Origin of the sequence: Pseudomonas sp. SO81, assembly GCF_030374125.1 — a bacterium.
GTDB lineage: Bacteria > Pseudomonadota > Gammaproteobacteria > Pseudomonadales > Pseudomonadaceae > Aquipseudomonas.
Genome location: NZ_CP126126.1, coordinates 3340156 through 3366968 on the forward strand (window position 1 = coordinate 3340156; position 26813 = coordinate 3366968).

Annotated in this window: 26 protein-coding genes; 16 read left to right on the top strand and 10 right to left on the bottom strand. The window is 67.9% G+C overall.

What is annotated here, in order from left to right; genetic code table 11:
- Nucleotides 1-106: 106 nt before the first annotated feature.
- Nucleotides 107-1345, bottom strand: coding sequence for a TIGR03862 family flavoprotein (locus OH686_RS15590; protein ID WP_289533748.1), 1239 nt, complete (start codon nucleotides 1343-1345; stop codon nucleotides 107-109).
- Nucleotides 1346-1466: 121 nt separating this feature from the next.
- Here OH686_RS15590 and OH686_RS15595 point away from each other — a divergent pair, with 121 nt between their 5' ends.
- Entirely contained in the window at nucleotides 1467-2600 is a 1134-nt protein-coding gene (locus OH686_RS15595) for an aminotransferase class V-fold PLP-dependent enzyme (protein ID WP_289533750.1), read from the top strand.
- A gap of 91 nt (nucleotides 2601-2691) precedes the next feature.
- On the opposite strand, the gene OH686_RS15600 is transcribed toward OH686_RS15595, so the two are convergent.
- A complete protein-coding gene (locus OH686_RS15600; RefSeq protein ID WP_289538998.1) occupies nucleotides 2692-3612 on the bottom strand; it encodes a histone deacetylase family protein in 921 nt (306 codons plus the stop codon).
- Between the two features lie 44 nt (nucleotides 3613-3656).
- Here OH686_RS15600 and OH686_RS15605 point away from each other — a divergent pair, with 44 nt between their 5' ends.
- From OH686_RS15605 to OH686_RS15625, 5 genes are read left to right on the top strand one after another with little or no spacing between them, the layout of a single operon-like run.
- Complete coding sequence (locus OH686_RS15605; protein WP_289533752.1) at nucleotides 3657-4211, top strand: GNAT family N-acetyltransferase; 555 nt, start codon at nucleotides 3657-3659, stop codon at nucleotides 4209-4211.
- On the top strand, nucleotides 4201-5814 hold the full coding sequence (locus tag OH686_RS15610; RefSeq protein WP_289533753.1) for a SagB/ThcOx family dehydrogenase: 1614 nt from the start codon (nucleotides 4201-4203) through the stop codon (nucleotides 5812-5814). Before OH686_RS15605 ends, OH686_RS15610 begins: the two co-directional genes overlap by 11 nt.
- Nucleotides 5811-6680, top strand: coding sequence for an acyl-CoA thioesterase II (gene tesB, locus OH686_RS15615; protein WP_289533754.1), 870 nt, complete (start codon nucleotides 5811-5813; stop codon nucleotides 6678-6680). The genes OH686_RS15610 and tesB overlap by 4 nt, the downstream gene beginning before the upstream one ends.
- Nucleotides 6681-6733: 53 nt before the next feature.
- The gene (locus OH686_RS15620; RefSeq protein ID WP_289533756.1) at nucleotides 6734-7351 is read left to right on the top strand and encodes an HAD family hydrolase; all 618 of its coding nucleotides are present in this window, start codon (nucleotides 6734-6736) and stop codon (nucleotides 7349-7351) included.
- Between the two features lie 43 nt (nucleotides 7352-7394).
- The gene (locus OH686_RS15625; RefSeq protein ID WP_289533758.1) at nucleotides 7395-7817 is read left to right on the top strand and encodes an endonuclease domain-containing protein; all 423 of its coding nucleotides are present in this window, start codon (nucleotides 7395-7397) and stop codon (nucleotides 7815-7817) included.
- A gap of 8 nt (nucleotides 7818-7825) precedes the next feature.
- Here the strand turns inward: OH686_RS15625 and OH686_RS15630 are convergent, their stop codons facing one another.
- Nucleotides 7826-9655, bottom strand: a complete 1830-nt coding sequence (locus tag OH686_RS15630) for a long-chain-acyl-CoA synthetase (RefSeq protein WP_289533759.1) — start codon at nucleotides 9653-9655, stop codon at nucleotides 7826-7828.
- 151 nt (nucleotides 9656-9806) lie between these two features.
- On the opposite strand from OH686_RS15630, the gene OH686_RS15635 reads away from it, so the two are divergent.
- Entirely contained in the window at nucleotides 9807-10820 is a 1014-nt protein-coding gene (locus tag OH686_RS15635; RefSeq protein WP_289533761.1) for an AraC family transcriptional regulator, read from the top strand.
- Here the strand turns inward: OH686_RS15635 and ypfJ are convergent.
- Together ypfJ and OH686_RS15645 are read right to left on the bottom strand one after the other, a co-directional pair.
- Entirely contained in the window at nucleotides 10817-11683 is an 867-nt protein-coding gene (gene ypfJ, locus OH686_RS15640; protein WP_289533763.1) for a KPN_02809 family neutral zinc metallopeptidase, read from the bottom strand. The two genes, OH686_RS15635 and ypfJ, sit on opposite strands and share 4 nt — an antisense overlap.
- A gap of 68 nt (nucleotides 11684-11751) precedes the next feature.
- The gene (locus tag OH686_RS15645) at nucleotides 11752-12183 is read right to left on the bottom strand and encodes a DUF411 domain-containing protein (RefSeq protein WP_289533765.1); all 432 of its coding nucleotides are present in this window, start codon (nucleotides 12181-12183) and stop codon (nucleotides 11752-11754) included.
- 127 nt (nucleotides 12184-12310) lie between these two features.
- Between OH686_RS15645 and OH686_RS15650 the strand changes: the two genes are divergently transcribed.
- The gene (locus OH686_RS15650; RefSeq protein ID WP_289533767.1) at nucleotides 12311-12700 is read left to right on the top strand and encodes a DUF4345 domain-containing protein; all 390 of its coding nucleotides are present in this window, start codon (nucleotides 12311-12313) and stop codon (nucleotides 12698-12700) included.
- Here OH686_RS15650 and OH686_RS15655 read toward each other — a convergent pair.
- Nucleotides 12686-13321, bottom strand: a complete 636-nt coding sequence (locus OH686_RS15655) for a TetR family transcriptional regulator (RefSeq protein WP_289533768.1) — start codon at nucleotides 13319-13321, stop codon at nucleotides 12686-12688. The two genes, OH686_RS15650 and OH686_RS15655, sit on opposite strands and share 15 nt — an antisense overlap.
- A gap of 162 nt (nucleotides 13322-13483) precedes the next feature.
- Here OH686_RS15655 and OH686_RS15660 point away from each other — a divergent pair, with 162 nt between their 5' ends.
- Genes OH686_RS15660 through adeC form a run of 3 tightly spaced genes read left to right on the top strand, consistent with a single transcriptional unit; the run spans nucleotide 13484 to nucleotide 19215 of the window.
- Nucleotides 13484-14626 carry an efflux RND transporter periplasmic adaptor subunit gene (locus tag OH686_RS15660; protein WP_289533770.1) on the top strand — a complete coding sequence of 381 codons (1143 nt, stop codon included), beginning with the start codon at nucleotides 13484-13486 and terminating at the stop codon, nucleotides 14624-14626.
- A 12-nt stretch (nucleotides 14627-14638) separates the two neighbouring features.
- Nucleotides 14639-17776, top strand: a complete 3138-nt coding sequence (locus tag OH686_RS15665; RefSeq protein ID WP_289533771.1) for an efflux RND transporter permease subunit — start codon at nucleotides 14639-14641, stop codon at nucleotides 17774-17776.
- Complete coding sequence (adeC, locus tag OH686_RS15670) at nucleotides 17773-19215, top strand: AdeC/AdeK/OprM family multidrug efflux complex outer membrane factor (RefSeq protein WP_289533773.1); 1443 nt, start codon at nucleotides 17773-17775, stop codon at nucleotides 19213-19215. Before OH686_RS15665 ends, adeC begins: the two co-directional genes overlap by 4 nt.
- A 100-nt stretch (nucleotides 19216-19315) precedes the next feature.
- Here adeC and trmA read toward each other — a convergent pair whose 3' ends face one another.
- Both trmA and OH686_RS15680 read right to left on the bottom strand, forming a co-directional pair.
- Nucleotides 19316-20401 (bottom strand): tRNA (uridine(54)-C5)-methyltransferase TrmA, encoded by a 1086-nt coding sequence (trmA, locus tag OH686_RS15675; RefSeq protein WP_289533775.1) that lies wholly within the window; start codon nucleotides 20399-20401, stop codon nucleotides 19316-19318.
- Entirely contained in the window at nucleotides 20398-21696 is a 1299-nt protein-coding gene (locus OH686_RS15680; RefSeq protein WP_289533777.1) for an NCS2 family permease, read from the bottom strand. The genes trmA and OH686_RS15680 overlap by 4 nt, the downstream gene beginning before the upstream one ends.
- A 194-nt stretch (nucleotides 21697-21890) precedes the next feature.
- On the opposite strand from OH686_RS15680, the gene OH686_RS15685 reads away from it, so the two are divergent.
- From OH686_RS15685 to OH686_RS15695, 3 genes are all read left to right on the top strand, one after another.
- Nucleotides 21891-22448 (top strand): DJ-1 family glyoxalase III, encoded by a 558-nt coding sequence (locus OH686_RS15685; RefSeq protein ID WP_289533779.1) that lies wholly within the window; start codon nucleotides 21891-21893, stop codon nucleotides 22446-22448.
- Nucleotides 22445-22894 carry a SecDF P1 head subdomain-containing protein gene (locus OH686_RS15690; RefSeq protein WP_289533781.1) on the top strand — a complete coding sequence of 150 codons (450 nt, stop codon included), beginning with the start codon at nucleotides 22445-22447 and terminating at the stop codon, nucleotides 22892-22894. Before OH686_RS15685 ends, OH686_RS15690 begins: the two co-directional genes overlap by 4 nt.
- A 451-nt stretch (nucleotides 22895-23345) precedes the next feature.
- Nucleotides 23346-24629 (top strand): choice-of-anchor Q domain-containing protein, encoded by a 1284-nt coding sequence (locus tag OH686_RS15695; protein ID WP_289533782.1) that lies wholly within the window; start codon nucleotides 23346-23348, stop codon nucleotides 24627-24629.
- A gap of 61 nt (nucleotides 24630-24690) precedes the next feature.
- On the opposite strand, the gene OH686_RS15700 is transcribed toward OH686_RS15695, so the two are convergent.
- Nucleotides 24691-25116: a MerR family DNA-binding protein gene (locus tag OH686_RS15700; protein WP_289533783.1), complete on the bottom strand. Its 426-nt coding sequence runs from the start codon at nucleotides 25114-25116 to the stop codon at nucleotides 24691-24693.
- A gap of 61 nt (nucleotides 25117-25177) precedes the next feature.
- Here OH686_RS15700 and OH686_RS15705 point away from each other — a divergent pair, with 61 nt between their 5' ends.
- Both OH686_RS15705 and OH686_RS15710 read left to right on the top strand, forming a co-directional pair.
- A complete protein-coding gene (locus OH686_RS15705; protein WP_289533784.1) occupies nucleotides 25178-25810 on the top strand; it encodes a cation efflux transmembrane domain-containing protein in 633 nt (210 codons plus the stop codon).
- Entirely contained in the window at nucleotides 25800-26135 is a 336-nt protein-coding gene (locus OH686_RS15710) for a DUF3703 domain-containing protein (RefSeq protein WP_289533785.1), read from the top strand. Before OH686_RS15705 ends, OH686_RS15710 begins: the two co-directional genes overlap by 11 nt.
- Here OH686_RS15710 and OH686_RS15715 read toward each other — a convergent pair.
- Complete coding sequence (locus OH686_RS15715; RefSeq protein ID WP_289533787.1) at nucleotides 26104-26808, bottom strand: glutathione S-transferase family protein; 705 nt, start codon at nucleotides 26806-26808, stop codon at nucleotides 26104-26106. The two genes, OH686_RS15710 and OH686_RS15715, sit on opposite strands and share 32 nt — an antisense overlap.
- Nucleotides 26809-26813 lie beyond the last annotated feature (5 nt).

Sequence of the window (26813 nt, forward strand, 5' to 3'; positions counted from 1 at the left end):
CGGGAGAGGGGGCGGGGGAGAGGGTGATAACCATAAGCGCCCTCTCCCTAACCCTCTCCCATAAATGGGAGAGGGAATGTCGTCCGTATCCCGGGTGACATCTGGGCTACCGCCGTCGCAACCACTCCAGTGCGCCCAACCCGGCGGCGCGGCCGCTGGCAAAGCATGCGGTAAGCAGGTAGCCGCCGGTGGGTGCCTCCCAGTCGAGCATCTCGCCGGCGCAGAAGGTGCCGGGTAGGGCGCGCAGCATTAGGTTCTGGTCGAGCGCCGCGAAGGTCACCCCGCCGGCGCTGGAGATGGCCTCGTCCAGTGGGCGAGTGCGCAGCAGTTCGATCGGCAGCGCCTTTATTGCCTTTGCCAGGCGGCGCATGTCGGCGAAGTCTTCGGCGCTGGTCAGCTCGCGCAGCAGTGCGGCCTTGGCGCCATCCAGGCCGAGCTGGCGGTGCAGGTGCTTGGCCATCGACGCCGAACCGCGTGGTTTGCTCAGCAGCGCCTCGACCTTGTCGATGCTGCGGTCCGGCTGCAGATCCAGGTGGACCCGTGCGCGGCCATGCTGCTCGATGCGCTGGCGGATGGCGGCGGACAGCGCATAGACCAGGCTGCCTTCGATACCGTGTTCGGTGAGGACGAATTCGCCGCGCCGCGGCTCCTTGCCGTCCAGCGCCAGGGTCACGTTCTTCAGCGGCGCGCCGGCGAACTTGCCGCGCAGGTGCTCGCTCCAGCCGGCCACCTCGAAGCCGCTATTGGCCGGGCGCAGCGGAGAGACCTCGACCCCGCGTTGCTCCAGCAGCGGCACCCAGGCACCGTCCGAGCCCAGCCGCGCCCAGCTGCCGCCACCCAGGGCCAGCACGCAGGCATCGGCTGCAACCAGGCGCTCACCATCCGCTGTGGCGATACGCAGCGCGCCGCTCTCGTCCCAGCCCAGCCAGCGGCTACGGGTATGGATCGCCACGCTGGCCTCGCGCAGGCGCTTTAGCCAGGCGCGCAGCAGCGGTGCGGCCTTCATATCGGTGGGGAACACCCTTCCCGAGGTGCCGACGAAGGTGTCGATGCCCAGGCCATGAATCCACTCGCGCAGGGCCTCGGCGTCGAAGTCCGCCAGCAGCGTGGCGATCTCCCGTTCACGCTCGCGGTAGCGGGCGAGGAACGGCGCCTTGGCTTCCGAGTGGGTGATGTTCATGCCGCCGACCCCGGCCAGGAGGAACTTGCGTCCGACCGAGGGCATGGCGTCGAACAGCTCGACCCGCGTGCCACCCGCGGCCAGTACCTCGGCGGCCATCAGGCCGGCGGGGCCGCCGCCGATAACGGCGACGCAGGGTGCGGAGCGAGTGGCAGAGTCGGTCATGGTTTGAGTCGGGAATGTGCGGCGAGAGGCGGCATTCTACCCGAGCCATCGGTCGCCAGCCTTGTCATCTGCGCGGGCTTCGGGCAGGGTCTGGGCATCAATCCCAGCGAGAGTGAGTGTCATGTCCGGCCTCTACCCCAGTGTCGATCCCGAGGGTCTGCTCGAATATTCGGTGGTCTACACCGACCGCTCCCTCAACCATATGTCGCAATCCTTCCAGGGCGTGATGCGGGATATTTCGAGCACCCTGAAGCGCGTCTACAACGCCCATGCCGTGGCCGTGGTGCCCGGCAGCGGCACCTTCGGCATGGAGGCGGTGGCGCGCCAGCTGGCCACTGGGCAGAAGACCCTGGTGATCCGCAATGGCTGGTTCAGCTATCGCTGGACGCAGATCTTCGAGATGGGCCAGATCCCTGCCGCTTCCACCGTGCTTAAGGCGCGCCCGGTCAGCGAGGGCAGCCAGGCCGCCTATGCGCCGGCGCCGCTGGCCGAGGTGCTGGCGACCATCGCCCAGGAGAAACCGCAGGTGGTGTTCGCGCCCCATGTGGAGACTTCCTCGGGGATGATCCTGCCCGACGACTACCTGCGCGCCGTGGCCGATGCCGTGCATGCGGTGGGCGGTCTGTTCGTGCTCGACTGCATCGCCTCCGGCACCCTCTGGGTGGACATGCAGGCCTGCGGTGTCGACGTGCTGATCAGTGCGCCGCAGAAAGGCTGGAGCGCCTCGCCCTGCTGCGCCCTGGTGATGCTCAGCGCGGCCGCCCAGGCCCGCGTCGAGGCGACCCAGAGCAGCAGCTTTGCCTGCGACCTGAAGAAGTGGCTGCAGATCATGCAGGCCTACGAACAGGGTGGTCACGCCTACCACGCGACCATGCCCAGCGACGCCCTGGCGCGCTTCCGCGATGCGATGAAGGAGGCCGAGGCCAAGGGCTTCGCCAAGGTCTGCGAGCAGCAGCGCGAGCTGGGCCGGCGTGTGCGTGCGCTGCTGGCCGGCAAGGGCTTCAAGAGTGTGGCGGCGGAAGGCTTCGAGGCGCCTGGCGTGGTGGTCTGCTACACCGATGATGCGCAGATCAAGAACGGCAGCAAGTTCGCCGCCCAGGGCCTGCAGATCGCCGCCGGCGTGCCGCTGCAGTGCGACGAGCCGGCGGACTTCCAGACCTTCCGTCTCGGCCTGTTCGGCCTGGACAAGCTGGGTAATGTCGAGCGCACAGTGGCCACGCTGGAACAGGCACTGGATAAGGTGCTGGCGGGGTAAACCCAAGGGGAGAGGGGACCCGCACAACCCCTGCATGCTAGTAACACCCTCTCCCTCCGGGAGAGGGTCGGGGTGAGGGCGTGTCGGGTAGTCAGCGCAGCCCCGCCGCGCGCCACACCCGCGCGGCGCTGTGATGCAGGATGCCGTGGCGGCGGGCGAGCAGGGCGCGGTCCTGGTCGTAGCCGCCGCCGATCACCCCGACCACCGGGATATCGCGCTCCAGGCAGTGGCGGAACACCGCCTCGTCACGGGCGGCGATGCCGGCGTCGGTCAGCTGCAGATAGCCGAGGCGGTCGTCCTGGTGCACGTCCACGCCGCCGTCGTAGAGCACGATATCCGGCTGGTACAGGGCCAGCAGGTAGCCCAGGCTGTCGTGCACCACCTTGAGGTATTCGGTGTCGCCCATGCCTATGGGCAGGCCGATATCCCAGTCGCTTCTGGCCTTGCGCGCCGGGAAGTTCTTCTCGCAGTGCAGCGATACGGTGATGGCGTCCGGCACGTTTTCCAGTAGCCGCGCGGTGCCGTCGCCCTGGTGCACGTCGCAGTCGTAGATCAGCACCCGGCCGACACGGCCGCTCTCCAGCAGGTAGCGGGCCATCACCGCCAGGTCGTTGAAGATGCAGAAGCCGGAGGCCTCGGCGAAGTGCGCATGGTGGGTGCCGCCGGCCAGGTGGCAGGCCATGCCGTGTTCGAGGGCCAGATCGGCCGCCAGCAGCGAGCCGCCCACCGCGCGCACGGTGCGCCGGGCCAGCGGCTCGCTCCAAGGCAGGCCCAGGCGGCGTTGCTCCTGATAGGTCAGCTCGCCGCTGGCGAAGCGCTCGATATAGTCCGGGCAGTGGGCCAGGGCGAGAATCTCCGGCGGGCAGATCTGCGGACGATGCAGCTCTTCGTCGCGCACCAGGCCGCTGTCCACCAGGTGGTCGCGCAGCAGGCGAAACTTCTCCATGGGGAAGCGGTGGTTGGCCGGGAAGGGCGGGCTGTAGTCGTCGTGGTAGACCAGCGGCAGCATAATGGGGAACTCTCGCAGCCATTTGAAAAACTAGGCGAGCCCAGTATATGACCACGACCCTGACCAGCGAGCGCCTGATGCTGCGGCCCTGGCGCGATGATGATCTCGACGCCCTGGCGCAGCTATGCGCCGACCCCGAGGTGATGGCGCATTTCCCCGGCGTGCTGGACCGCGCAGGCAGCGCCGAGCTGCTCGACAAGCTGATGGCACACCAGACTGAGCATGGCTTCACCTTCTGGGCGCTAGAGCGTCGTGACACTGGCGGAGTGATCGGCTTTGCCGGGCTGGCGCGGGTCGGTTTCGCCGCGCCGTTCGTGCCGGCGGTGGAGACCGGCTGGCGTCTGGCTCGGCCCTACTGGGGCCAGGGCTATGCGCTGGAGGCGGCGCGGCGTGCGCTGCGGTTCGCCTTCGAGGATTTGGCGTTGCCTGAGGTAGTGGCCTTTACCGTGCCGGCCAACCTGCGCTCTTGGAGTGTGATGGAGCGCCTGGGCATGCGCCGCGATCCGGCCGATGACTTCGAACACCCCTGCTTGCCGGCCGGCCATCCGCTGCGCCCTCATTGGCTCTATCGCATCCAGCGGGAGGGCTGGCATGGACGCTGAGCAGCGGGTGCGCGCCTATCACGCGCTGAGCAAGCACGCGCCGAACGCCTATGCGCCGGGCCCCGGTCAGCTCGACTGGGCGACCCAGCCGGCACCTTTCCGTCGCTACGCCGGTGCTCGTCTGATCGAGCTGTGGCAGCGCCCGCTGGAGGAGACGCCGGGTTACGACGCGCCGTTCGCCGGGCCGACTGGCGCGCCGGCGCCGCTGAGCCGCACCAGCCTCTCGCAGCTGCTGTACGACAGCCTGGCGCTGTCCGCCTGGAAGGAGTCTGGCGGCAATCGCTGGGCGCTGCGGGTCAATCCCTCGTCCGGCAATCTGCACCCGACCGAGGCCTATCTGCTGCTGCCGCCGGGCAGCGTCGAGGCGGCCGGGCTGCTGGTGCACTACGCGCCGGATGCGCACGGCCTGGAAGTGCGCGCCGAGCTGCCGGCGCCGCTGGGCGAGCAGCTGCAGGTCGCGCTGCCGGCCGGTGGCTTCCTGCTGGGGCTGGCCAGCATTCCCTGGCGCGAGTCCTGGAAGTACGGCGAGCGCGCCTACCGCTACTGCCAGCATGACCTGGGGCATGCGCTGGCCTGCCTGAGCATCGCCGCCGCGATTCAGGGTTGGCAGGTGAGCTTGCTCCGCGGCGTCGCCGAGGCGCGCCTGGATGGCCTGCTGGGGCTGGATCGCGACGGTTTCCACGAGGCCGAGCATAGCGACTGCCTGCTGTGGATCGGCCCGGCGCAGGCACAGGAGTTCGCCCTGCCCGAAACATTGCTATGCAGCCTCGCGGCGTTAGAGCTGAGCGGTACGCCCAATCGCCTGTCGCGCCAGTACCGCGAGTGGCCGGAACTGGCGCGGGTGCATGGGCTCTGTCGGGCGCCGGCCCTGCCGGGCTTGAGCTGGCTGGCGCCGAGTGGTCACAACGGCAACGAAAATCCCGGCCTGCCACTGCGGCCGATCCTGCACCGACGGCGCAGTGCCCAGGCCTTCGACGGGCGCAGCGGTATCCAGGCCGAGCTGCTGTTCGCCTGGCTGCGCCGCCTGCTGCCGCAGCACTCGCCGGTGCCTTTCGCGCTGAGCTGCGAGCCGGCGCGGGTCGATCTGCTGCTGTTCGTCCACCGCGTGCAGGGCCTGCAGCCCGGGCTGTACTGGCTGGCCCGTTGCGATGGCCAGTCGCAGCCGGAGGGGCTGCGCGCGGACTTCGTCTGGCAACGGGTGCATCAGGAGCTGCCGCTGTACCGCCTGCTGGAGGGGGATGCCCGCGGCCTGGCCTGCTTCCTCTCCTGCGGCCAGGACATCGCCAGCGATGGCTGTGTGGCCCTGGCCATGTTGGCGCGCTTCGACGCGGCGCTGGCCGAGGGGCCGTGGCGCTATCCGCGGCTGTTCTGGGAGTGCGGGCAGATCGGCCAACTGCTGTACCTGGAGGCCGAGGCAGCGGGGCTGTCCGGCACCGGCATCGGCTGCTTCTTCGACGATCAGGTACACGAATTGCTGGAACTGGCCGACAGCCGCTGGCAAAGCCTTTACCATTTCACCATTGGCCGCGCCGTGTGGGACGCGAGACTCTCCAGCGCGCCGGCCTATCCTGAATTACGTGTGCCGCCGAGGAGCGATGTATGAGCCAAGTGCTGGATGATCTGGTGTCCCTGCTGAGCATGGAGCAGATCGAGGAAAACCTGTTCCGTGGGCGCAGCCAGGACCTGGGCTTCCGTCAGCTGTTCGGCGGCCAGGTGCTCGGCCAGTGCGTGTCGGCGGCCAACCAGACGGTGGAGGAGGCGCGCCACGTGCACTCGCTGCACGGCTACTTCCTGCGTCCCGGCGATGCCGCGTTGCCCGTGGTCTACAGCGTCGACCGCGTGCGTGACGGCGGCAGCTTCAGCACCCGCCGGGTCACGGCGATCCAGAAGGGCCAGCCGATCTTCACCTGCAGCGCCTCGTTCCAGGCCGACGAGGAAGGTTTCCACCACCAGCTGCAGATGCCCGCCGTGCCCGGCCCCGAGGGCCTGCCGTCGGAGACCGACCTGGCGCGCCAGGTGGCGCACCTGATCCCCGAGCGCATGCGCGAGCGGATGACCAGCGACAAGCCGATCGAGATCCGCCCGGTGACCCGCATCAACCCCTTCGCCCCGCAGCCCTGCGATCCGGTGAAGTACGTGTGGTTCCGCGCCGCCGGTCCGCTTCCGGCCGAGCCGCAGCTGCACAAGCTGTTGCTGGCCTATGCCAGCGACTTCAACCTGCTGACCACCTCGATGCAGCCCCACGGCGTGTCGGTGTTCCAGAAGTTCATGCAGGTGGCCAGCCTCGACCACGCCCTGTGGTTCCACGGCGACCTGCGCATGGACGACTGGCTTCTGTACGCCATGGACAGCCCCTGGGCCGGCAATGCCCGCGGCTTTGCCCGCGCCAGCATCTTCAATCGCGCCGGCCAGCTGGTCGCCTCGTCCTGCCAGGAGGGGCTGACCCGCCTGCGCGAGGACTGGAAGTGAGCGACGGGGCGGGAGAAGTCCGCGCGCGGGTTGCACCCGCCCTACAAACGGAAATGCGCCTGCAGGACTGCCGCCACTGGGTCTTCGATATGGACGGCACCCTGACGGTGGCCGTGCATGACTTCCCGGCGATCAAGCGGGCGCTAGGCATTCCCCAGGACGAGGACATCCTCCATCACCTCGCCGCGCTGCCGGCCGACGAGGCGGCGGCCAAGCACGCCTGGCTGCTGGAGCACGAGCGCGAACTGGCCATTGGCTCGGTGGCCGCTGTTGGCGCCGTGGACCTAGTGCGCGCGCTGCACCAGCGTGGCTGCCGCCTCGGCATCCTCACCCGCAACGCCCATGAACTGGCGCTGCTGACCCTGGCCGCCATCGGCCTCGGCGACTGCTTCGACACGGCCGATGTGATCGGTCGCGGCGAGGCGATCCCCAAGCCGGACCCGGAAGGCCTGCTGCAACTGGCCGAACGCTGGGGCGTGGCGCCGGCCGAGCTGGTGATGGTCGGCGACTACCGCTTCGACCTCGACTGCGCCCGCGCCGCCGGGGCCCGGGGCGTGCTGGTCAACCTGCCGGACAATCCCTGGCCGGAGCTGACTGACATGCATGCTGCAGACTGCTCCGAGCTGCTGGCGAGGCTAACCCCTCTCCCTCTGGGAGAGGGGCAGGGGTGAGGGACTGCTAGGCTGCACGGACTATCAGGAAAGGACTCCTGCCATGCCCCGCCACAAGTCCCCGCTAGAACCCGACCAACTCGAATTCGCTTGTCAGCTCAGGCGCGAAGCCACCGATGCCGAGACGCTGCTCTGGCGCCACCTGCGTAGCCGCCAGTTGGCCGGCTGCAAGTTCCGCCGCCAGCATCCGCTGTCACCTTATGTGTTGGATTTTTATTGTGAAGAGCTGCATCTCGGCATCGATCTGGATGGCGGGCAGCACTATGCGGATGAAGGGGAGAAGCATGATCGGCAGCGTTCTGCGTATTTGCAGGGCAAAGGCATTCGCGTGCTGCGCTTCAGCAATCGTGACGTGTTGCTAGAGCTACCAGCAGTGCTGGAGCGGATATACCTTGAGGTCACCATACCCTCACCCCTAGCCCCTCTCCCGGAGGGAGAGGGTGAATCGCCCGCAGGCGGCTTCTGAGGGAGGCCTCAGTAGCGATACTCGCCGCCCTGAATCGCCGTATGCAGCTCGGCGTTGACCGCCACATAGCTCTCCGTGCCGGGTAGCCAGGCGTACAGCGGGTCGGTGCAGCGCGCCGGGTCGAAACCCTGGTCCTTGAGTGGCGCCTTCTTGTGCTTGAAGGTGCCGGTGGTCTCCATCTTCTCGCTCAGGCGCAGGAACAGCGGCACCGCATAGTGCGGCAATTCGCGGCGCAGCTCGGCGAGCAGACCCTGGAAGTCGAAGTCGGCCGGGGCACGGTCCAGGCGGATGCAGGCCATGCCGGCGCGGCCGTTGGTGCCGGCGATCTCCACCCCGTAGACCACCGCCTCGCCGACGCCTTCGATGCCATCGAGCACCGTCTCCACCTCGGTGGTGGAGACGTTCTCGCCCTTCCAGCGGAAGGTGTCGCCGAGGCGATCGACGAACTGGGCGTGGCGCCAGCCCTGATGCAGCATCAGGTCGCCGGTGTTGAACCAGGCGTCGCCGGGCTTGAACACGTCACGCAGGATGCAGCTCTCGGTCTTGGCCGGGTCGGTGTAGCCATGGAAGGGCGTCTTCGCGGTGATCTCGCCGATCAGCAGGCCGGGCTCGCCGGGCTTCACCCGCTGCAGGCGGCCGTGTTCGTCGCGCAGCGGCGCCTCGCTGTCGCGGTCGTAGCGCACGATGGCGTAGGGATAGGGGGTGAAGCCCACCGTGTTGTCCAGATTGAGCAGGTTGGTGAAGCCGATGTTGCCCTCGCTGGAGGCGTAGAACTCGACCACTCGCTGGATGCCGAAGCGCTGCTTGAAGGTGCCCCAGATGGCCGGGCGCATGCCGTTACCGACCATGATGCGCAGCGGGTTGTCGGCGTCGTCCGGGCTGGCCGGGCGGTCCAGCAGGTAGCGGCACAGCTCGCCGACATAGCCGAAGGCGGTGGCGCCGTGGCGGCGCACTTCGTCGAGGAAGCGGCTGGCGCTGAAGCGCCGCACCATGATCAGCGCCGCCCCGGCGGACAGCACCGAGCCCCAGCACACCACCATGGCGGTGGCGTGGTAGAAGGGCAGGCTGCAGTACAGACGGTCGTAGCGGCCCAGGCGCACGGCGCCGAAACCGAAGATGCCGTAGCCCTTGAGGAAGCGCCCGTGGTTGAACACCACGGCCTTGGGCAGGCCGGTGGTGCCGGAGGTGTAGATGTAGAAGCAAGGGTCTTCGGCCTGCACCGGGCGCGCCAGCAGCGGCTTGCTGTCTGCTTGCGCGGCCAGGTCGGCGGCCGGGTGCTGCCAGCCGCTCGGGGCCTGGCCGGGCTCGCGCCAGGTCGGGCGGTCGGCGAAGTAGTAGCGACCGTCGGCCGGCAGCTGCAGCTGCTCCTGCACCTCCTCGAAGGCTGTCAGCAGCTCTTCGCCGACCAGGGCGACGCGCGGCTTCACCAGGTTGATGCTGTGCGCCAGCACCTGGCCGCGCTGGCTGTTGTTGAGCAGCGCCACCACCACGCCGAGCTTGGCGCAGGCGGTGACGCAGGCCAGCAGCTCCAGGCGGTTGTCCATCAGCAGCACGACGCAGTCGCCCTGTTCCAGACCGCCGGCGCGCAGGCGATGGGCCAGGCGGTTGGTCCACTGGTCGAACTCGGCGTAGGTCAGCTGTTCGTCACCCTGGATCAGGGCGATGCCGTCGGGGTTGCCGCGGGTGGCGCGCTCCACGCAGTCGGCCAGGCCGCCGACGGCGCTGCCCCGGGCGCGGCTGGCGAGGCGCAGGCCGCGGATGATGCCGGGCAGGCCGGCGAGCAGGTAGGGCACGCGCGACAGCAGGCGCGGCAGGGTGATGACGGCGGGATGGCTCATGGCGGATCCTGGGGTGTTGTTGTTATTCCCCGCAATCTACGCAAGGCCGCGTCGGGCTGTTGATAGCCTGCGGTCGCAAGGGACTGGCAATTCGTCTCATGGGCGGCGCACAATCGAGCGACCCCGCCACAGGTGAAAGGATTTGCCGACCATGCTGGACTCCGCCCCGAGCGCCACCGCGTCGCTGCTGCTGGACCTCTACCAGAGCCTGCGCCAGTTGCAGCTGGTGGGGCCGGACGACCTCGCCGAGCTGGGCCTGGCGCCGGAGCCGCGCCTGGACCTGGAGGCGCGCATCCCGGTGGCCTGGTTGCTGCGCCTGTGGCAGCTGGCGGCGCAGCGCGGAGCGCCGCCCGATATCGGCCTGCTTCTCGGCCAGCAGCGAGGCCTGCGCACCCGCGGGCCGGTGGCCAGCCTGGCGGCGATGAGCGCGACCATCGGCGAGGCGCTGCAGCTGTTCAGCCAGCACAGCCCGGTGATGAGCGAATGCGAGAACCTGCGCGTGGAGCTGCTCGGCGAGCGGGTGCGCATCTGCTTCCTGTTCACCGCGCCGTTGGTCAACCATCCACCCGCCTGCGAATACAGCCTGAGCTCCGCCCTGTGCTGGGGCCGGCAGATGAGTGGCGTGCGCCTGCTGCCGTTGCTGGTGGGCTTCCGCCATATGCCGCTGGCCGGCTCCGCCAGCTACCGGCAGATCCTCGGTTGCCCGGTGCGTTTCGGCGAGCCGCTGGACTATATCGAGATGGCGGCGGCGGACATGCAGTTGCCGCTGCACAGCGGCAACGACTACCTCAAGGGCCTGCTGCTGCAACGGGTCAGCGACATGCAGGCGCAGCTGCCGAGCCACCACAGCCTGCGCCAGCAGGTGCTGCACCTGATCGAACTGGGACTGGTGGATGGTGCCTTCTCGGTGCAGGCGGTGGCGCGGCGGTTGCGCACCAGCCGGCAGACCCTGCATCGCCATCTGCGCGAGGAGGGCTGCAGCTTTTCCGAGCTGCTCGCCGAGGTGCGCCGCGAGCATGCGTTGCGTCGCCTGCGCCAGGCGGACTGCCGCATCGAGCAGCTCAGCCGCGAGTTGGGCTTCGCCGAACCGAGCGCCTTCTACAAGGCGTTCAAGGGCTGGTTCGGCGTGTCGCCCAAGGCCTACCAGGAAAAAGCCCAGGCCTAGAGGCGGGTCGCCTTGAAGGTATCGCAGCGCCCCGGTTCGCCATTGTCGAAGCCGGTGCGGAACCAGCGCACGCGCTGGGCCGAGGTGCCGTGGGTGAAGGAGTCCGGTACCACGGTGCCGCGGCTCTGCTTCTGCAGGCGGTCGTCGCCGATGGCGTTGGCGGCGTTCAGTGCCTCCTCCAGATCGCCCGGCTCCAACCAGTTCAGGCGCTGCTGGGCGTGGTGCGCCCAGACGCCGGCCAGGCAGTCGGCCTGCAGCTCCTGACGCACCAGCAGGCCGTTGTCGCCCTCCACCCGCTCGCCACGCTGGCGCGCCGCGTTGACCTTGGCCGAGACGCCGAGCAGGGTCTGCACGTGGTGGCCGACCTCGTGGGCGATCACGTAGGCCTGGGCGAAGTCGCCAGCGGCGGCGAAGCGGGTCTCCATCTCGCGGAAGAACGACAGGTCGAGATAGACCTGGCGATCGCCGGGGCAGTAGAAGGGGCCGACGGCGGCATCGGCGAAGCCGCAGGCCGAGCGCACGCCGCCGCTGAAGAGGATTAGTTTGGGGTCCTGGTACTGCTTGCCGGAGGCCTGAAAGATGGCGCGCCAGGTGTCCTCGGTGTCGCCGAGCACGGCGCGGACGAATTCGCTCTGCGGGGCGTTGGCCGCCGGTGCGCGCTGTTCCTGCACCGCGGCACCCTGCTGCATGCCCTGGTTGACCACGTTGCCGAGGATGGTCAGCGGGTCCTGGCCCATCAGCAGGCCGACCACCACGACGATGGCGATGCCGCCCAGGCTCAGGCCCTTGCCGCCGCCGAAGCGCATGCCGCCGCCGCGGGCGTCCACCACGTTGTCGCTGCGTCTACCTCGTTCCCAGCGCATGGCCGCGCTCCTTCAGTCCGTCGAGGCTGTTAGTGTCGTCGCCTCGACCGGTGCGCGCCAGCCCGTGGTCACTTGGCCGGATAGTCGGCCAGCACGCTCTCCTTGCCGCCCTTTTCCAGACCGATCACCTGGTAGGCGTCCACGCGCCCGGTTTCCATGCCTGGCGAGCCGTGCGGCATGCCCGGCACGGCGGCGCCGAGCAGATCGGGGCGGCGCTGCAGGGCGAGGATGTCGCGGGCCGGCACGTGGCCCTCGACGAACTTGCCGTCGATCACCCCGGTGTGGCACGAGGCCAGGCGCGGCGGCACGCCGAGGCGCTGCTTGAGCGCGCTCATGTCGGTCTCGACATGGTCGTTGACCTTGATGCCGTTCTCTTCCAGATGGCTGATCCAGGCCTTGCAGCAGCCGCAGTTGGCGTCGCGATGGACGTCCATGGTGACGGGCTCGGCGGCCTGGGTGGCGCTGGCGAACAGCAGGGCGGCGAGAGGCAGGAGGCGCATGGCGGGTTCCTCGGCAGGATGGATTCGTCGCAGGATAGCGCCACGGCCCGGGGCGTCCCAGTGGCGGACTGTTTCCGTCTGCGACGCCGCGGCCTATGCTCGCTGTCCCTACCAGGAGAGATCGCCGATGCTGCCTGCTCGCATCCTGTTGGCCGTCCAGGCCCTGCTACTCGCCGGCTTCGGCCTGGCCTACTTCATCCGTCCCCAGGAGATGGCCAATCTCAGCGGCATGTTGCTGATGGCGCCGGCCTCGGTCACCGACGTGCGTGCCTACTACGGCGGCCTGCAGCTGGGGCTGGCGGTGTGGCTGGGGCTGGCGCTGCTGCGTTCCGACCTGCTGCGTCCGGCACTGATGCTGCTGGTGCTGCTCTACGCCAGCCTGTTCGTCGCGCGCCTCGGCGGCCTGTGGCTGGACGGCGGCGCGCAGCAGACCTTCAACCTCTACGCCATGTTGTTCGAGGGCGTCTCCGCCGGCCTCGCCTTCTGGCTGCTGCGACGCGCCTCAACGCCTGCGTAGCGCGTGGCTGCAGCGCAGCATGTCGAGTAGGGCGTCGACGAACTGATCGGCCTGCGCCGCCAGGGAATCGCCACCCGGCGCCAGTAGCCAGTTGGCCTGCAGGCCATGGATATAGCCGTGCAGGCACAGGGTGGCGCGGCGGCAGTCGAGGTCGGCTGGCAGTTGGCCCTTGCTGACCGCATTGCGTAACGATTTCTCGATCCGCTCGTCGCACTCCACATGCAGGGCCTGCATCTTCTGCCGCAGGTCGCCGAGGTCGTCGGTGTACTCGCACTTGTGCGCGAGGATCTCCTGGATGCGCCGGGTCTGCGGGTCCAGCTCGATGTTGCGCAACAGGCGCACCAGCAGCTCGCGGGTGTGGCCCAGCGGGTTCGGTTCGTCCTCGCGTTCGCTGGCCTGGGCCAACTCCTCCAGCGGCAGGTGCAGGCGTTCGAGCATGGCCTGGAACAGGTCGACCTTGTTCTCGAAGTGCCAGTAGATGGCGCCACGCGTCACCCCCGCGGCGCTGGCGATATCGGCCAGCGAGGTGCGCGAAACCCCACGCTCGTGGAACAGGTGCTCGGCGGCGTCGAGGATGCTCTGGCGGGTTTCTTCGGCTTCTTCTTTGGTGCGTCGGACCATGCTGGGCAGTGTGTAAAGGTTGGGAAAAGTTGTTTCAGCGGTTAGATTTCGCGTTTACAAACATTCTAGTATGTAAGTATATTTCTTAGCCAGCTAAACAGTTTCCCTTCCCAACGCCCGTTCTCCTCTGGCCGGGCCGTCTCTGACATGAGGTCGCTTCAGATGCAGAAGAAACCAGCCTACACAGCCATGGTTTCCGCCGTCGCTCTGGCTACGTTGGTGCTCGCCGGTTGCAAGGAGGGCGCCGCGCCGCCCGCCGCGCAGACGCCCCAGGTGGGAATCGTCACCCTGCAGGCGCAGCCATTCACCCTGACCGCCGAGCTGCCGGGGCGCACCAGCGCCTATCGCATCGCCGAAGTGCGCCCGCAGGTCGACGGCATTCTGCAGAAGCGCCTGTTCAAGGAAGGCTCCGAGGTCAAGGTCGGGCAGCAGCTGTATCAGATCGATCCGGCCGTGTACCAGGCCAGCTACAAGAGCGCCCAGGCCACCCTGGCCTCGACCCAGTCGCTGGCCGAGCGCTACGCGGATCTGGTCAGCGACCAGGCGGTGAGCAAGCAGGCCTATGACGAGGCCAAGGCCGCCCAGCTCTCCGCCGAGGCGGCGCTGGAGCGGGCGCGCATCGACCTGCGCTACACCAAGGTGCTGGCGCCGATCTCCGGTCGCGTCGGCCGTTCTGCCGTCACCGAGGGCGCGCTGGTCAACAACGGCCAGGCCGCCGCGCTGGCCACCATCCAGCAGCTCGACCCGATCTACGTCGACGTCACCCAGCCGACCAAGGACCTGCTGCGCCTGCGCCGCGAAATGGCCAGCGGGCAGCTGGCGAAGGCCGGCGCCAATGCCGCCAAGGTCAGGCTGAAGCTGGAAGACGGCAGCGAGTACGCCCACGAGGGCACCCTGGAATTCTCCGAGGTGTCGGTGGACGAAGGCACCGGCTCGGTGACCCTGCGCGCCGTGTTCCCCAACCCCGAGCACGACCTGCTGCCGGGCATGTTCGTGCATGCCCAGCTCAGCTCCGGCGTGCGCCAGCAGGCCATCCTCGCGCCGCAGCAGGGCATCACCCGCGACCTCAAGGGCCAGGCCACCGCGCTGGTGGTGAACGCCGAGAACAAGGTCGAGCTGCGTCAGCTGGAGGCCGACCGCACCGTGGGCGACCGCTGGCTGGTGACCAAGGGCCTCAACCCGGGTGACAAGCTGATCACCGAAGGCCTGCAGTTCGTGCGCCCCGGCGCCGAAGTACAGACCGCGCCCGCGACCAATGTCGCCGAAACCAAGTCGGTCGATCCCGACCTGGCCCAGCGTCACTAAGGAGCGCCGCGCATGTCGAAGTTCTTCATCGACCGGCCGATCTTCGCCTGGGTGATCGCCCTGGTGATCATGCTGGCGGGTGGCCTGGCCATCCTCAAACTGCCGATCAACCAATACCCGAGCATCGCCGCGCCCGCCGTCGGCATCCAGGTCAGCTACCCTGGCGCCTCGGCGCAGACGGTGCAGGACACCGTGGTGCAGGTGATCGAGCAGCAGCTCAACGGCATCGACGGTCTGCGCTATATCAGCTCGGAGAGCAACTCCGACGGCAGCATGACCATTACCGCCACCTTCGAGCAGGGCACCAACCCGGACATCGCCCAGGTGCAGGTGCAGAACAAGCTGCAGCTGGCCACCCCGTTGCTGCCGCAGGAGGTGCAGCAGCAGGGCATCCGCGTGACCAAGGCAGTGAAGAACTTCCTGCTGGTGATCGGCGTGGTCTCGGCCGACGGCTCCATGGACAAGAACGACCTGTCCAACTACATCGTCTCCAACATGCAGGACCCGCTCTCGCGCACCAAGGGCGTGGGCGACTTCCAGGTGTTCGGCTCGCAGTACGCCATGCGCATCTGGCTCCATCCGGCCAGGCTGAACAACTACCAGCTGACCCCGGTGGACGTGAAGAGCGCGATCCAGGCGCAGAACGTCCAGGTCTCCTCCGGCCAGCTCGGTGGCCTGCCGGCCTCGCCGGGTACCCAGCTGAACGCCACCATCATCGGCAAGACCCGACTGCAGACGCCCGAGCAGTTCGGCGCCATTCTGCTCAAGGTCAACCGCGACGGCTCCCAGGTGCGCCTGCGCGATGTCGCCCGGGTCGAGCTGGGCGGCGAGAACTACGCCATCAGCGCCCAGTTCAACGGCAAGCCGGCCTCGGGCATGGCGATCAAGCTGGCCACCGGCGCCAACGCGCTGGACACCGCCAGGGCGATCCGCGCCACCATCGACCAGCTCAAGCCGTTCTTCCCCGCCGGCATGGAAGTGGTGTTCCCCTACGACACCACGCCGGTGGTCTCGGCCTCCATCGAGGGCGTGCTGCACACCCTGGGCGAAGCCATCGTGCTGGTGTTCCTGGTGATGTTCCTGTTCCTGCAGAACCTGCGCGCCACCATCATCCCCACCCTGGCGGTGCCGGTGGTGCTGCTCGGCACCTTCGGCGTGCTGGCGATGTTCGGCTTCACCATCAACACCCTGACCATGTTCGCCATGGTCCTGGCCATCGGCCTGCTGGTGGACGACGCCATCGTGGTGGTGGAGAACGTCGAGCGGGTGATGGCCGAGGAAGGCCTGTCGCCGCTGGAGGCCACGCGCAAGTCTATGGGCCAGATCCAGGGCGCGCTGGTCGGCATCGCCCTGGTGCTGTCGGCGGTGTTCCTGCCGATGGCCTTCTTCGGTGGCTCCACCGGGGTGATCTACAAGCAGTTCTCGATCACCATCGTCTCGGCCATGGCGCTGTCGGTGCTGGTCGCCCTGGTGTTCACCCCGGCGCTCTGCGCCACCATGCTCAAGCCCATCGCCAAGGGCCACCACGCGCCCAAGCGCGGCTTCTTTGGCTGGTTCAACCGCACCTTCGACCGTAGCGTCAACGGCTACGAGCGCGGCGTGCGCGCCATCCTCAAGCGCAAGGCGCCGTACATCCTGCTGTACCTGGTGATCGTCGCGATCATGGCCTGGATGTTCACCCGCATCCCCACCGCCTTCCTGCCCGAGGAAGACCAGGGCGTGCTGTTCGCCCAGGTGCAGACCCCGGCCGGCGCCAGTGCCGAGCGCACCCAGGCGGTGGTCGACCAGATGCGCGAGTACCTGCTGGACGCGGAGAAGGACACGGTGAAGTCGGTGTTCACCGTCACCGGCTTCAACTTCGCCGGTCGCGGGCAGAGCTCGGGCATGGCCTTCATCATGCTCAAGCCCTGGGAAGAGCGGCCGGGCGCCGAGCACAGCGTGTTCAGCCTGGCCCAGCGCGCCCAGCAGCGCTTCTTCAGCTTCCGCGACGCCATGGTGTTCGCCTTCGCGCCGCCGGCGGTGCTGGAGCTGGGCAACGCCACCGGCTTCAACTTCTTCCTCCAGGACCGTGCCGGCGTCGGCCACGAGCAGCTCAACGCCGCGCGGGACAAATTCCTCGAACTGGCGAAGAACAACCCGGTGCTGGCCCGCGTGCGCGCCAACGGCCTGTACGACGAGCCGCAGTACCAGCTGCAGATCGACGACGAGAAGGCCCGTGCCCACGGCGTGTCGCTGGCGGACATCAACAACACCGTGTCCATCGCCTGGGGTGCCAGCTACGTCAACGACTTCATCGACCGTGGCCGGGTGAAGAAGGTCTACCTGCAGGGCGTGCCCGAGGCGCGGATGAACCCGGACGACCTCGGCAAGTGGTACGTGCGTAACGACCAGGGCGCGATGGTGCCGTTCAGCGCCTTCGCCTCCGGCGAGTGGATCTACGGCGCGCCCAAGCTGTCCCGCTACAACGGCGTACCGGCCATCGAGATCCTCGGTGAGCCGGCGCCGGGGCACAGCTCGGGCGAGGCCATGGCGGCGGTCGAGCAGATCATCGCCCAGCTGCCGGCGGGTATCGGCTATTCCTGGACCGGGCTGTCCTACGAGGAGCGCCTGTCCGGCGCCCAGGCCCCGGCGCTGTATGCCCTGTCGCTGCTGGTGGTGTTCCTCTGCCTGGCGGCGCTGTACGAGAGCTGGTCGATCCCGTTCTCGGTGATGCTGGTGGTGCCGCTGGGCATCATCGGTGCGCTGCTGTTCACCAGCCTGCGTGGCCTCTCCAACGACGTGTTCTTCCAGGTCGGCCTGCTCACCACCATCGGCCTGTCGGCGAAGAACGCCATCCTCATCGTCGAGTTCGCCAAGGAGCTGCACGAGCAGGGCAAGAGCCTGTTCGACGCGGCGGTGGAGGCCTGCCGCATGCGCCTGCGCCCGATCATCATGACCTCGCTGGCGTTCATCCTCGGCGTGGTGCCGATGGCGATCTCCAGCGGTGCCGGTTCCGGCAGCCAGCACGCCATCGGTACCGGCGTGATCGGCGGCATGCTCACCGCGACCGTGCTGGCGATCTTCTGGGTGCCGCTGTTCTACGTTCTGGTCTGCTCGCTGTTCAAGGACAAGCGCAGCAAAGATGCCATCACAGAGGAGGCCGTCCAGTGAGGCAGTCCCTGTTGTCCCTTGCCGTCGCCAGCGTGTTGCTCGGCGGCTGCAGCCTGATTCCCGATTACCAGCGCCCGGAGGCACCGGTCGACGGTGCCTGGCCCCAAGGTGCGGCCTACACCGGCAACGGTGCCGCGCAGACCGATGTGGCGGCCGCCGCCCTGGGCTGGCGCGAGTTCTTCCGCGATCCGGCGCTGCAGCAACTGGTGGAGGCCGCGCTGGCCAACAACCGCGACCTGCGCATCGCCGCGCTGAATGTCGACGCCTACCGCGCCCAGCACCGCATCCAGCGCTCGGAGCTGTTCCCCAGCATTTCCGCCGCCGGCAGCGGTACCCGCCAGCGCCTGCCGGGCGACCTGTCATCTTCCGGCGAGGCCACCACCAGCAGCCAGTACAGCGCCACGGTCGGCACCAGCGCCTGGGAAATCGACTTCTTTGGCCGCCTGCGCAGCCTCGACGAGCAGGCCCTGGAGCTGTACTTCGCCAGCGAAGAGGCGCAGCGCAGTACGCAGATCAGCCTGGTGGCCAGCGTGGCCAATGCCTACCTGACCCTGCAGGCCGACCAGCAGCTGCTGCAGCTGACCCGCGACACCCTGGACACCTACCGCAAGAGCTACGCCCTGACCGAGCGCAGCTTCAATGTCGGCGTGGCCGACGCGCTGTCGCTGAGCCAGGCGCGCACCGCGGTGCAGAGCGCCGAGGCCAGCCTGGCGCAGTACAGCCGCCTGGTCGCCCAGGACCGCAACGCCCTGGCCCTGCTGCTCGGCGCCGGGGTGCCGGCCGACCTGCCCCAAGGTGAAGTGCTGAACGCCGACCTGCTGGCCGAAGTGCCGGCCGGGCTGCCGTCCGAGCTGCTGCAGCGTCGCCCGGACCTGCTCCAGGCCGAGCATCAGCTCAAGGCCGCCAACGCCAGCATCGGCGCGTCGCGTGCGGCGTTCTTCCCCAGCATCAGCCTGACCGCCAACGCCGGCAGCGCCAGCAGCGAGCTGTCCGGCCTGTTCGACGGTGGTTCCGGCAGTTGGCTGTTCCAGCCGCAGATCAACCTGCCGATCTTCACGGCGGGGCGCCTTGCGGCCAACCTCGACTACGCCGAGGTGCAGAAGAACATCCAGGTGGCGAGCTACGAGAAGGCGATCCAGACCGCCTTCCAGGAAGTCGCCGACGGTCTGGCCGCACGCACCACCTACGAACAGCAGCTCAGCGCCCAGCGCGCCCTGGTCGGCACCAGCGAGGAGTACTACCGCCTCGCCGAGCGCCGCTTCCGCACCGGGGTGGACAGCTACCTGACCCTGCTCGACGCCCAGCGCCAGCTGTTCAGCGCCCAGCAGCAACTGATCGGCGACCGCCTCAACCAGCTGACCAGCGAGGTCAACCTGTACAAGGCCCTCGGCGGCGGCTGGCATGGGCAGACCCAGCTGGCGGCCGCGCCGGCCGACTGAAGGTCGACCTGAAATGAAAAAGCCCCGGCATGCCGGGGCTTTTTTGTAGAGCGGATGAAACCCGCGAAGACTGCCTCGCGGGTTACATCCGCCCTACGTCTCAGCGGCGTACCAGCAGCACGCCGGACTCCATATGGTGCGTCCAGGGGAACTGGTCGAACAGCGCGCAGCGCTCGATACGGTGGGTATCGTTGAGTTGGGCGATATTGGCAGCCAGGGTCTCCGGGTTGCAGGAGATGTACAGGATATTGTCGAAGCGTCGGGTCAGCTCGCAGGTGTCCGGGTCCATGCCGGCGCGCGGCGGGTCGACGAACACGGCGCCGAAGTCGTAGGACTTCAGGTCGATGTCGGCCAGGCGGCGGAACGGCCGCACTTCGTTGAGGGCCTGGGTCAGCTCCTCGGCACTCAGGCGCACCAGCTCGATGTTGTCGATGCCGTTGTCGGCCAGGTTGGCCAGCGCGGCGTTCACCGAACTCTTGCTGATCTCGGTGGCCAGCACCTTTCTGACGCGGGTCGACAGCGGCAGGGTGAAGTTGCCGTTGCCGCAGTACAGCTCCAGCAGGTCGTCGTCACGCTGGCCTAGGGCTTCATGGGCCCAATCGAGCATCTTCTGGCAGACCAGGCCGTTTGGCTGGGTGAACGCGCCTTCGGGCTGGCGGTAGCGGAAGGTGCGCCCGGCCACCTGCATTTCTTCCTGCACGTAGTCGCGGCCGATCACCAGGCGCTGGCCACGCGAGCGGCCGACCAGGCTGACGCCCAGCTTGGTCGCCAACTGCTCGGCCTCGGCCTGCCATTCGGCGTCCAGCGGGCGGTGATAGCACAGGGTGATCAGCGCATCACCGGCCAGGGTGGTGAGGAACTCTACCTGGAACAGCTTGAACGACAGCACCCGGCTGGCCTGCCAGGCCGCTTTCAGCTGCGGCATCAGCTCGTTGATGCGCAGGCTGGCGATGGGGAACTCGTCGATCAGGATCGGCGTGTGCTTGTCGCCGGCGGCGAACATTGCATAGTGCCGCTCTTCCTGCTCGCGCCACAGGCGGAACTCGGCACGCAGGCGGTAGTGCTCGCCCGGCGAGTCGAATACCGCAGGTTCCGGAGCGGCGAAGGGCGCAAGCAGCTCGCGCAGGCGGGCGACCTTCTCTTCCAGCTGGGCGGCGTAGGCCGCCGCGTCACGCACCTGACTCATGCGTTGACGCCGAAGGCGAACTTGGCGACGAAGATCGCGGCCAGTACCACCAGCGCCGGGTTGATCTCCTTGAAGCGACCGGCCAGGGCCTTGATCACCACCCAGGCGATGAAGCCGAAAGCGATGCCGTTGGCGATGGAGAAGGTCAGCGGCATGGCCAGGGCGGTGATCACCACCGGCGCGGCGACGGTGATGTCGTCCCAGTCGATTTCGGCCAGGCCCGAGGTCATCAGCACGGCGACGAACAGCAGCGCCGGTGCGGTGGCGAAGGCGGGCACGGTGCCGGCCAGCGGGGCGAAGAACAGCGCCAGGAGGAACAGAACTGCTACCACGATGGCGGTGAGGCCGGTACGGCCGCCGGCGGCCACGCCCGAGGCGGATTCGATATAGCTGGTGGTGGTGCTGGTGCCGAGCAGCGAACCGCCCATGGCGGCGGCGCTGTCGGCGATCAGGGCGCGGCCCATCTTCGGCAGGTGGCCGTCCTTGCTCATCAGGCCGGCGCGCTTGGCCACGCCGATCAGGGTGCCGGTGTTGTCGAACAGGTCGACGAACAGGAAGGCGAAGATCACGCTGATCATGCCCACGTCCAGCGCGCCCATGATATCCAGCTGCAGGAAGGTCGGTGCCAGCGACGGCGGCATGGACACGATGCCACCGAACGGGGTTACGCCCAGGCCGATAGCGATGGCGGTGACGACCAGAATGCCAATCATAACCGCGCCGGTGACGCGACGAGCCTCGAGGGCGACGATCAGGAAGAAGCCGAGGATCGCCAGCAGCGGGCCGGGGGCGTGCAGGTCACCGAGGCCGACCAGGGTGGCCGGATTGTCCACCACCAGGCCGGCTTCCTTCAGCGCGATCAGCGCCAGGAACAGGCCGATGCCGGCGGCGATGGCCGAGCGCAGCGGCAGCGGAATACTGTTCACGATCCATTCGCGGATGCGGAAGATCGACAGCAGGAAGAACAGGGTGGCGGAGATGAACACCGCGCCCAGGGCCACCTGCCAACTGTGGCCCATGTGCAGCACCACGGTGTAGGTGAAGAAGGCGTTGAGGCCCATGCCGGGCGCCAGGGCGATCGGGTAGTTGGCGATCAGTCCCATCAGCGCCGAGCCGATGGCCGCGGCCAGGCAGGTGGCGACGAAGATCGCACCTTTGTCCATGCCGGTCTCTCCGAGGATCGCCGGGTTGACGAAGAGGATGTAGGCCATGGTCAGGAAGGTGGTGACACCGGCCAGGATTTCGGTGCGCACCGTGGTGTTGTGCGCCTTGAGTTGGAACAGCTTTTCCAGCATGGTGGGCTCCCGTAGGGCTGGTGCGGCAAGGGTTGTGGACTGTGCGAAAGCAAAGCACAAAGGCTGCCAGCTCGACGAAGAACGAGCGCAGATTCGGCCTGGTCCGGAAAAGCCGCGCACTATACCAGCTCACCCCCGAGCGGTGAATTTATGACCGGACGGACAGCATCGGTTTCCGTCCGAGGAGCCAGCAGATGACCAGTCGCGCCCTGATCGCCGTCGCCGACGGCGTGGAAGACCTCGAGACCATCACCTTGATCGACGTGTTGCGCCGCGCCGAAGTGGAGGTAGTAGTCGCAAGCATCGAGAACCGCCGCATGTTCACCTGCGCCCGCGGCACCCGGGTGACGGCCGACGCCATGCTGGTGGATGTGCTGGCCCAGGACTTCGATCTGATCGTGCTGCCCGGCGGCATGCCCGGTGCCCAGCACCTGGCCGACCACCAGCCGCTGGCCGACAAGGTCCGCGAGCAGGCTGGGGCCGGCAAGCTGTTCGCCGCCATCTGCGCCGCCCCGGCCCTGGCCCTGCAGGGCTACGGCGTGCTCAAGCAACGACGGATGACCTGCTACCCGGCATTCAGCGACCGCCTGTCCGGCTGCACTTTCGTCGACGCGCCGGTGGTGGTCGACGGCAACTGCATCACCAGCCAGGGCCCGGCCACGGCGCTGGAATTCGCCCTGACCCTGGTCGAGCAACTGGTGGGCAAGGCCAAGCGCAAGGCGGTGGCCGAAGCAATGCTGGTGCCGGCGTGAGGGCGCTGCTCGCGGCACTGGCGCTGACCCTGCTGGCCGGCTGCGCCAGCGAGGCACGCCTGCCTTCCGCGGAGCACCAGCTCGGAATTCACCCTGCCCGTACCGCCAGCGCCGATGGCCTGCAGGCGATGACCGATCGCCACAGCGGCGTGCGCCTGTGGGTGGCGCCGCAGCCGGTGCTGACCGAGGCGGATGTGCAGCAGGCAGAGATGGCCTTCACGCCTGCCGGCGAGCCGGCCGTGGTGCTGACCCTGAATGAAAAAGGCCGCGCTACCCTGGCCGACGTTACCCGCCAGCACCTCGGCCAGCCCCTGGCCTTCGTGGTCGACGGCGAACTGCGCCTGGCGCCGATCGTCGAGGAGCCGGTGCTTGATGGTCGTGTAGCCCTGACCGGCTTCGACTCGTTGCAGGAGGCCGAGGAGCTGGTGCGCAACTGGCGTCATTGATTCGACGCAAAAAACGGATCGGCGGCAGTATTTCCGGTTGAACATCCTGCTCACATACGAGTCTCTGTTCTGTTTGGCCTATTAAGGTTCAGGCAGCATCCTTGCCGGTTTGCTGTTGAAGTACCGCTGTTGGCGTACACCCCGGCGAACCGGGTGGCGGCGCGCAGGGGCTTTCGGGTGGGTGCCAGCAGCGTCCCGCCGCTTTCGATCAAGTGCTGCCCCTCGCTTCCCACTGGTCAGCCTGCCGTCTGCGGTGGCTTGCGGGTGATCCAACCTGCGTGCGCGGCAAGCCCGGGGCCTGCATTTTGTCCTGTCTTTACCGGTACCCAGTTGTCTCCAACAAGGCTTCATGTCTCAGAGGCAGTCTCGTATGTTCGCGTCAAAATCCGCTGGTGCCGCGCTTTTCCTTGGTCTGTGTTCGCCATTGGTCATGGCAGAGAACGTCATTACCGTGAGCCGAACGGATGACCGCTTCGATCCCGCCTGTGTCAGTGACTGCTCGCTGCGCGAGGCCATCCACCGCGCCAATCAAACGCCCGGGCCCACGCGCATCCTGCTGCGTAGCGGGACCTACACCCTGACCCTGAGCGATCCGATCTGGAACCAGGAAACCGATCCCGATCCCGATGAGAACGAGTGTGTTCGTGGTGATCTGGATATCCGCGGTGAGCTGACGATCGTCGGCGCCGGCCAGGCTGAAACCATCATCCGCAGTACCGGCGAGCCGCTCACCGGCGACAGACTGATCGAGGTGGTCGAGGGTGCCTCGTTGAGCCTGCGCCGGCTCACGCTGCGCGACGGTCTTTCCGATACCCAGGGCGGTGCCTTGCGCAACCGTGGCCGGGCGCTGGTGCAGCAGGTCAGCTTTATCGGCAACCGCTCCAGTGCCGGCATCGAAGGCGAGGGCGGGGCGATTGCCAACTACGGCACCCTGACCGTCAGCCAGGCGCTGTTCGAAGGCAACCTGTCCATCGGCAAGCAGGGCTTCTACGGCCTGGGTGGGGCGATTTTCAACCTGGGGACCGTCCAGGTCCGCGATACCACCTTCCGCGACAATATCGCTGCCGACTACGATGACACCGATCTCGCCCAGGGCGGTGCGCTGTACAACCAGGGCCACGCGGACGTCGCACGGAGCACCTTCGTGGGCAACGCCGCGGGCCTTTCGATTGATAATGGCGGTGGCGCGGCCATCGCCAATCGCAAGGGCGGCGTATTGACCCTGGCCAACAGCACCCTCAGCGGCAACACGGGCACCGACACCAACGGCGTGCTGGCCAACGGCATCAGTGGCTATGCCGAGGATGCCCAGGCCCAGGCCAAGCTGGTCAACGTCACCATCGCCGGCAACGAAGGCCTGGCCCTGAGCAACGTCGGCCACCTGGTGCTGCGCAACAGCCTGGTTGCCGGCAATCGTCTCGAGGGCATGCCGGCCAACTGTGCCAACAGCGGCAGTTACCTGGCGCACGGGCTGCTGCTGGGTACCGATCAGGGCAACTGCGCCAGCGACCTGCCCACGGATGATGCGCTGACCTGGAGCACGGTGCTCTACCCGCTGGCCGACTACAGCGGCACGACCTGGACCCACGCACTGAAGCGCGGCAGTCCGGCCATTGATGTCGGGGTTGGAAACTGTACGTCTGCCGATCAGCGTGCGGTTAGCCGCCCGCACGACGGTGATGGCGACGGTACCGCCGTCTGCGATCTGGGGGCCTACGAGCGTACCCGGCCCTGACCTCGGCCCGGCGCGGGAAGTCGAGAGGGCTCCGGCAGCATTCTTCCGCTGGGGCCTTCGGTCAATGCTGCTCGGCCGGGAGGCAGCAGTCGCGATCGTCCAGCGCCTCCAGCAGCCGACAATGCTCGGCATGCCCGCTCTGGCAGCCGGACAGCTTGTTCAGCTCGGCCTGCATGTTCTGTAGGTCGCGTATGCGCGCGGCGATGGTGTCGAGGTGTTCGCTGACCATCTGATCGGCGCTGGCGCAGGGGCTCTCCGGGTGGGCGGCGAGGTCCAGCAGGCTGCGGATTTCTTCCAGACTGAAGCCCAGTTCGCGGCCGCGGCGGATGAAGCGCAGCCTGCGCACATCCATATCCTGGTAATGGCGGTAGCCCGAGGCACTGCGTTGCGGCGCCGGCAGCAGGCCGCTGCGCTCGTAGAAACGGATGGTTTCCAGATTGACGCCGCTGTCGCGGGCGAGCACGCCGATGGTGATGGGTTTGCCCATGTTGACTCCGTAGTTACTACAGGGTTTAGCCTAGTCTGCACCTGGATAGAGGAGATGCCAAATGGGTGCTCACTGTTGCAATCACGAATCGCCTGAAGCCGCGCTGCGCTCCAGGCGCTACCGGCGCATCCTGTGGATCGCCCTGGCGGTCAACCTGCTGATGTTCGCCGTGGAGATAGGCGCGGGCCTCAAGGCCGGCTCGGTATCGTTGCTGGCCGACTCGCTGGACTTTCTCGGTGACTCCGCCAACTACACCATCAGCCTCTGGGTGCTGGGCATGGCCCTGAGCTGGCGGGCCCGCGCGGCGCAGTTCAAGGCGGCGAGCATGCTGCTGTTCGGCCTCGGCGTGCTGGGCGCGGCGTTGTGGCACTGGTCGCAGGGTGCGGTGCCGAGTGCACCGACCATGGGCGTGGTGGGCGGCCTGGCGTTGCTGGCCAATGTCGGCGTGGCGGTGCTGCTGTATGCCTACCGCGACGGCGACAGCAATATGCGCAGTGTCTGGTTGTGCACCCGCAACGATGCTCTAGGCAACCTCGCTGTGCTGGCGGCGGCGCTGGGGGTGTTCGGTACCGGTAGCGCCTGGCCAGACCTGATCGTCGCCAGCATCATGGCTACTTTGGCGATAACTGCCGCCGTGCAGGTGCTGCGCCAGGCCGATGGTGAGCTGAAGGATGGCCACGGTCATGCGCACTGAACTGGGGTTAGCGCTGCGCGAGGCCTTTGATGAGGCCGAGATGGCGTTGGGGCGGGGCGAGCCGAACGTCGCCCTGACTTGGCTGGAGCGGGCGCATATCCTCGGCCAGCGTCTGTCACTGGCGCATGCCCGTGCGCACTGGCTGATGCTGCGTGCCGGCTGGCAGCTGCGCGATTGGCGCGAGGTGGTCGGGCAGCTGCCGCGCATCTTCGCCGCGCTGCTCTTCTCGCGCCTGTGGGTGCCGCTGGGCAACAGCGGGCGGGCACGAGTCAGCGCGTTCCAGCCGATGCCGCTCAGCGAGGAGCTGCGCCGCCTGCTGGACTGAGCGGCGGGTGCAGCGCGCGCAGCCGCGCGCCCAAGTGGCTGCCCGGCAGCGCCTCGATGAAGTCGCGCAGGCGCTGCGGGTAGTCGGGCGTCACCGCGGCGACCACGCTGGGGCGCCGCCGTAGGACCTGGCGCCAGGCGTTCAGACGGGCCAGTTGCGGTGGCAGACGCGACTCCGCCAGCAGGTCGAAGACCTCCCAGTAGCGCAGCACCGGGGCGAACAGTGCATCGACCAGGCAGAAGGCCTTGCCGCCAAAGAAGGGCCCGTCGCCGAGCGCCCGCTCCAGCTCCGCGAGGCGTTGGCGCACCCGCTGCAGCGCCTCGTCGAAGCGCTCCGGGGTGGCCCGGTAGAGCGTGGCAATGTCGTTCAGCAGGGCCGAGGCGAACTCCATCCAGGCGCGGTGGCGGGCCCGCTGCAGCGGCTGTTGCGGGTGCAGCTTCGGCTCTGCGATCTCCTCCAGGTACTCGACGATGGGCCCGGACTCGAACAGCGTGTGCCCGTCGACCCGCAGCAGGGGCACCTTGCCCAGCGGCGACAGGCGCAGGAACCAGTCCGGCTTGTGGGCAAGGTCGATGTCGGTACGGCTGAAGGCGATGCCCTTTTCCGCCATGACGATGGCGGCCCGCTGCACATAGGGGCAGAGCGGGTGGCTGACCAGTTGCAGGGGGAGCATGGCGC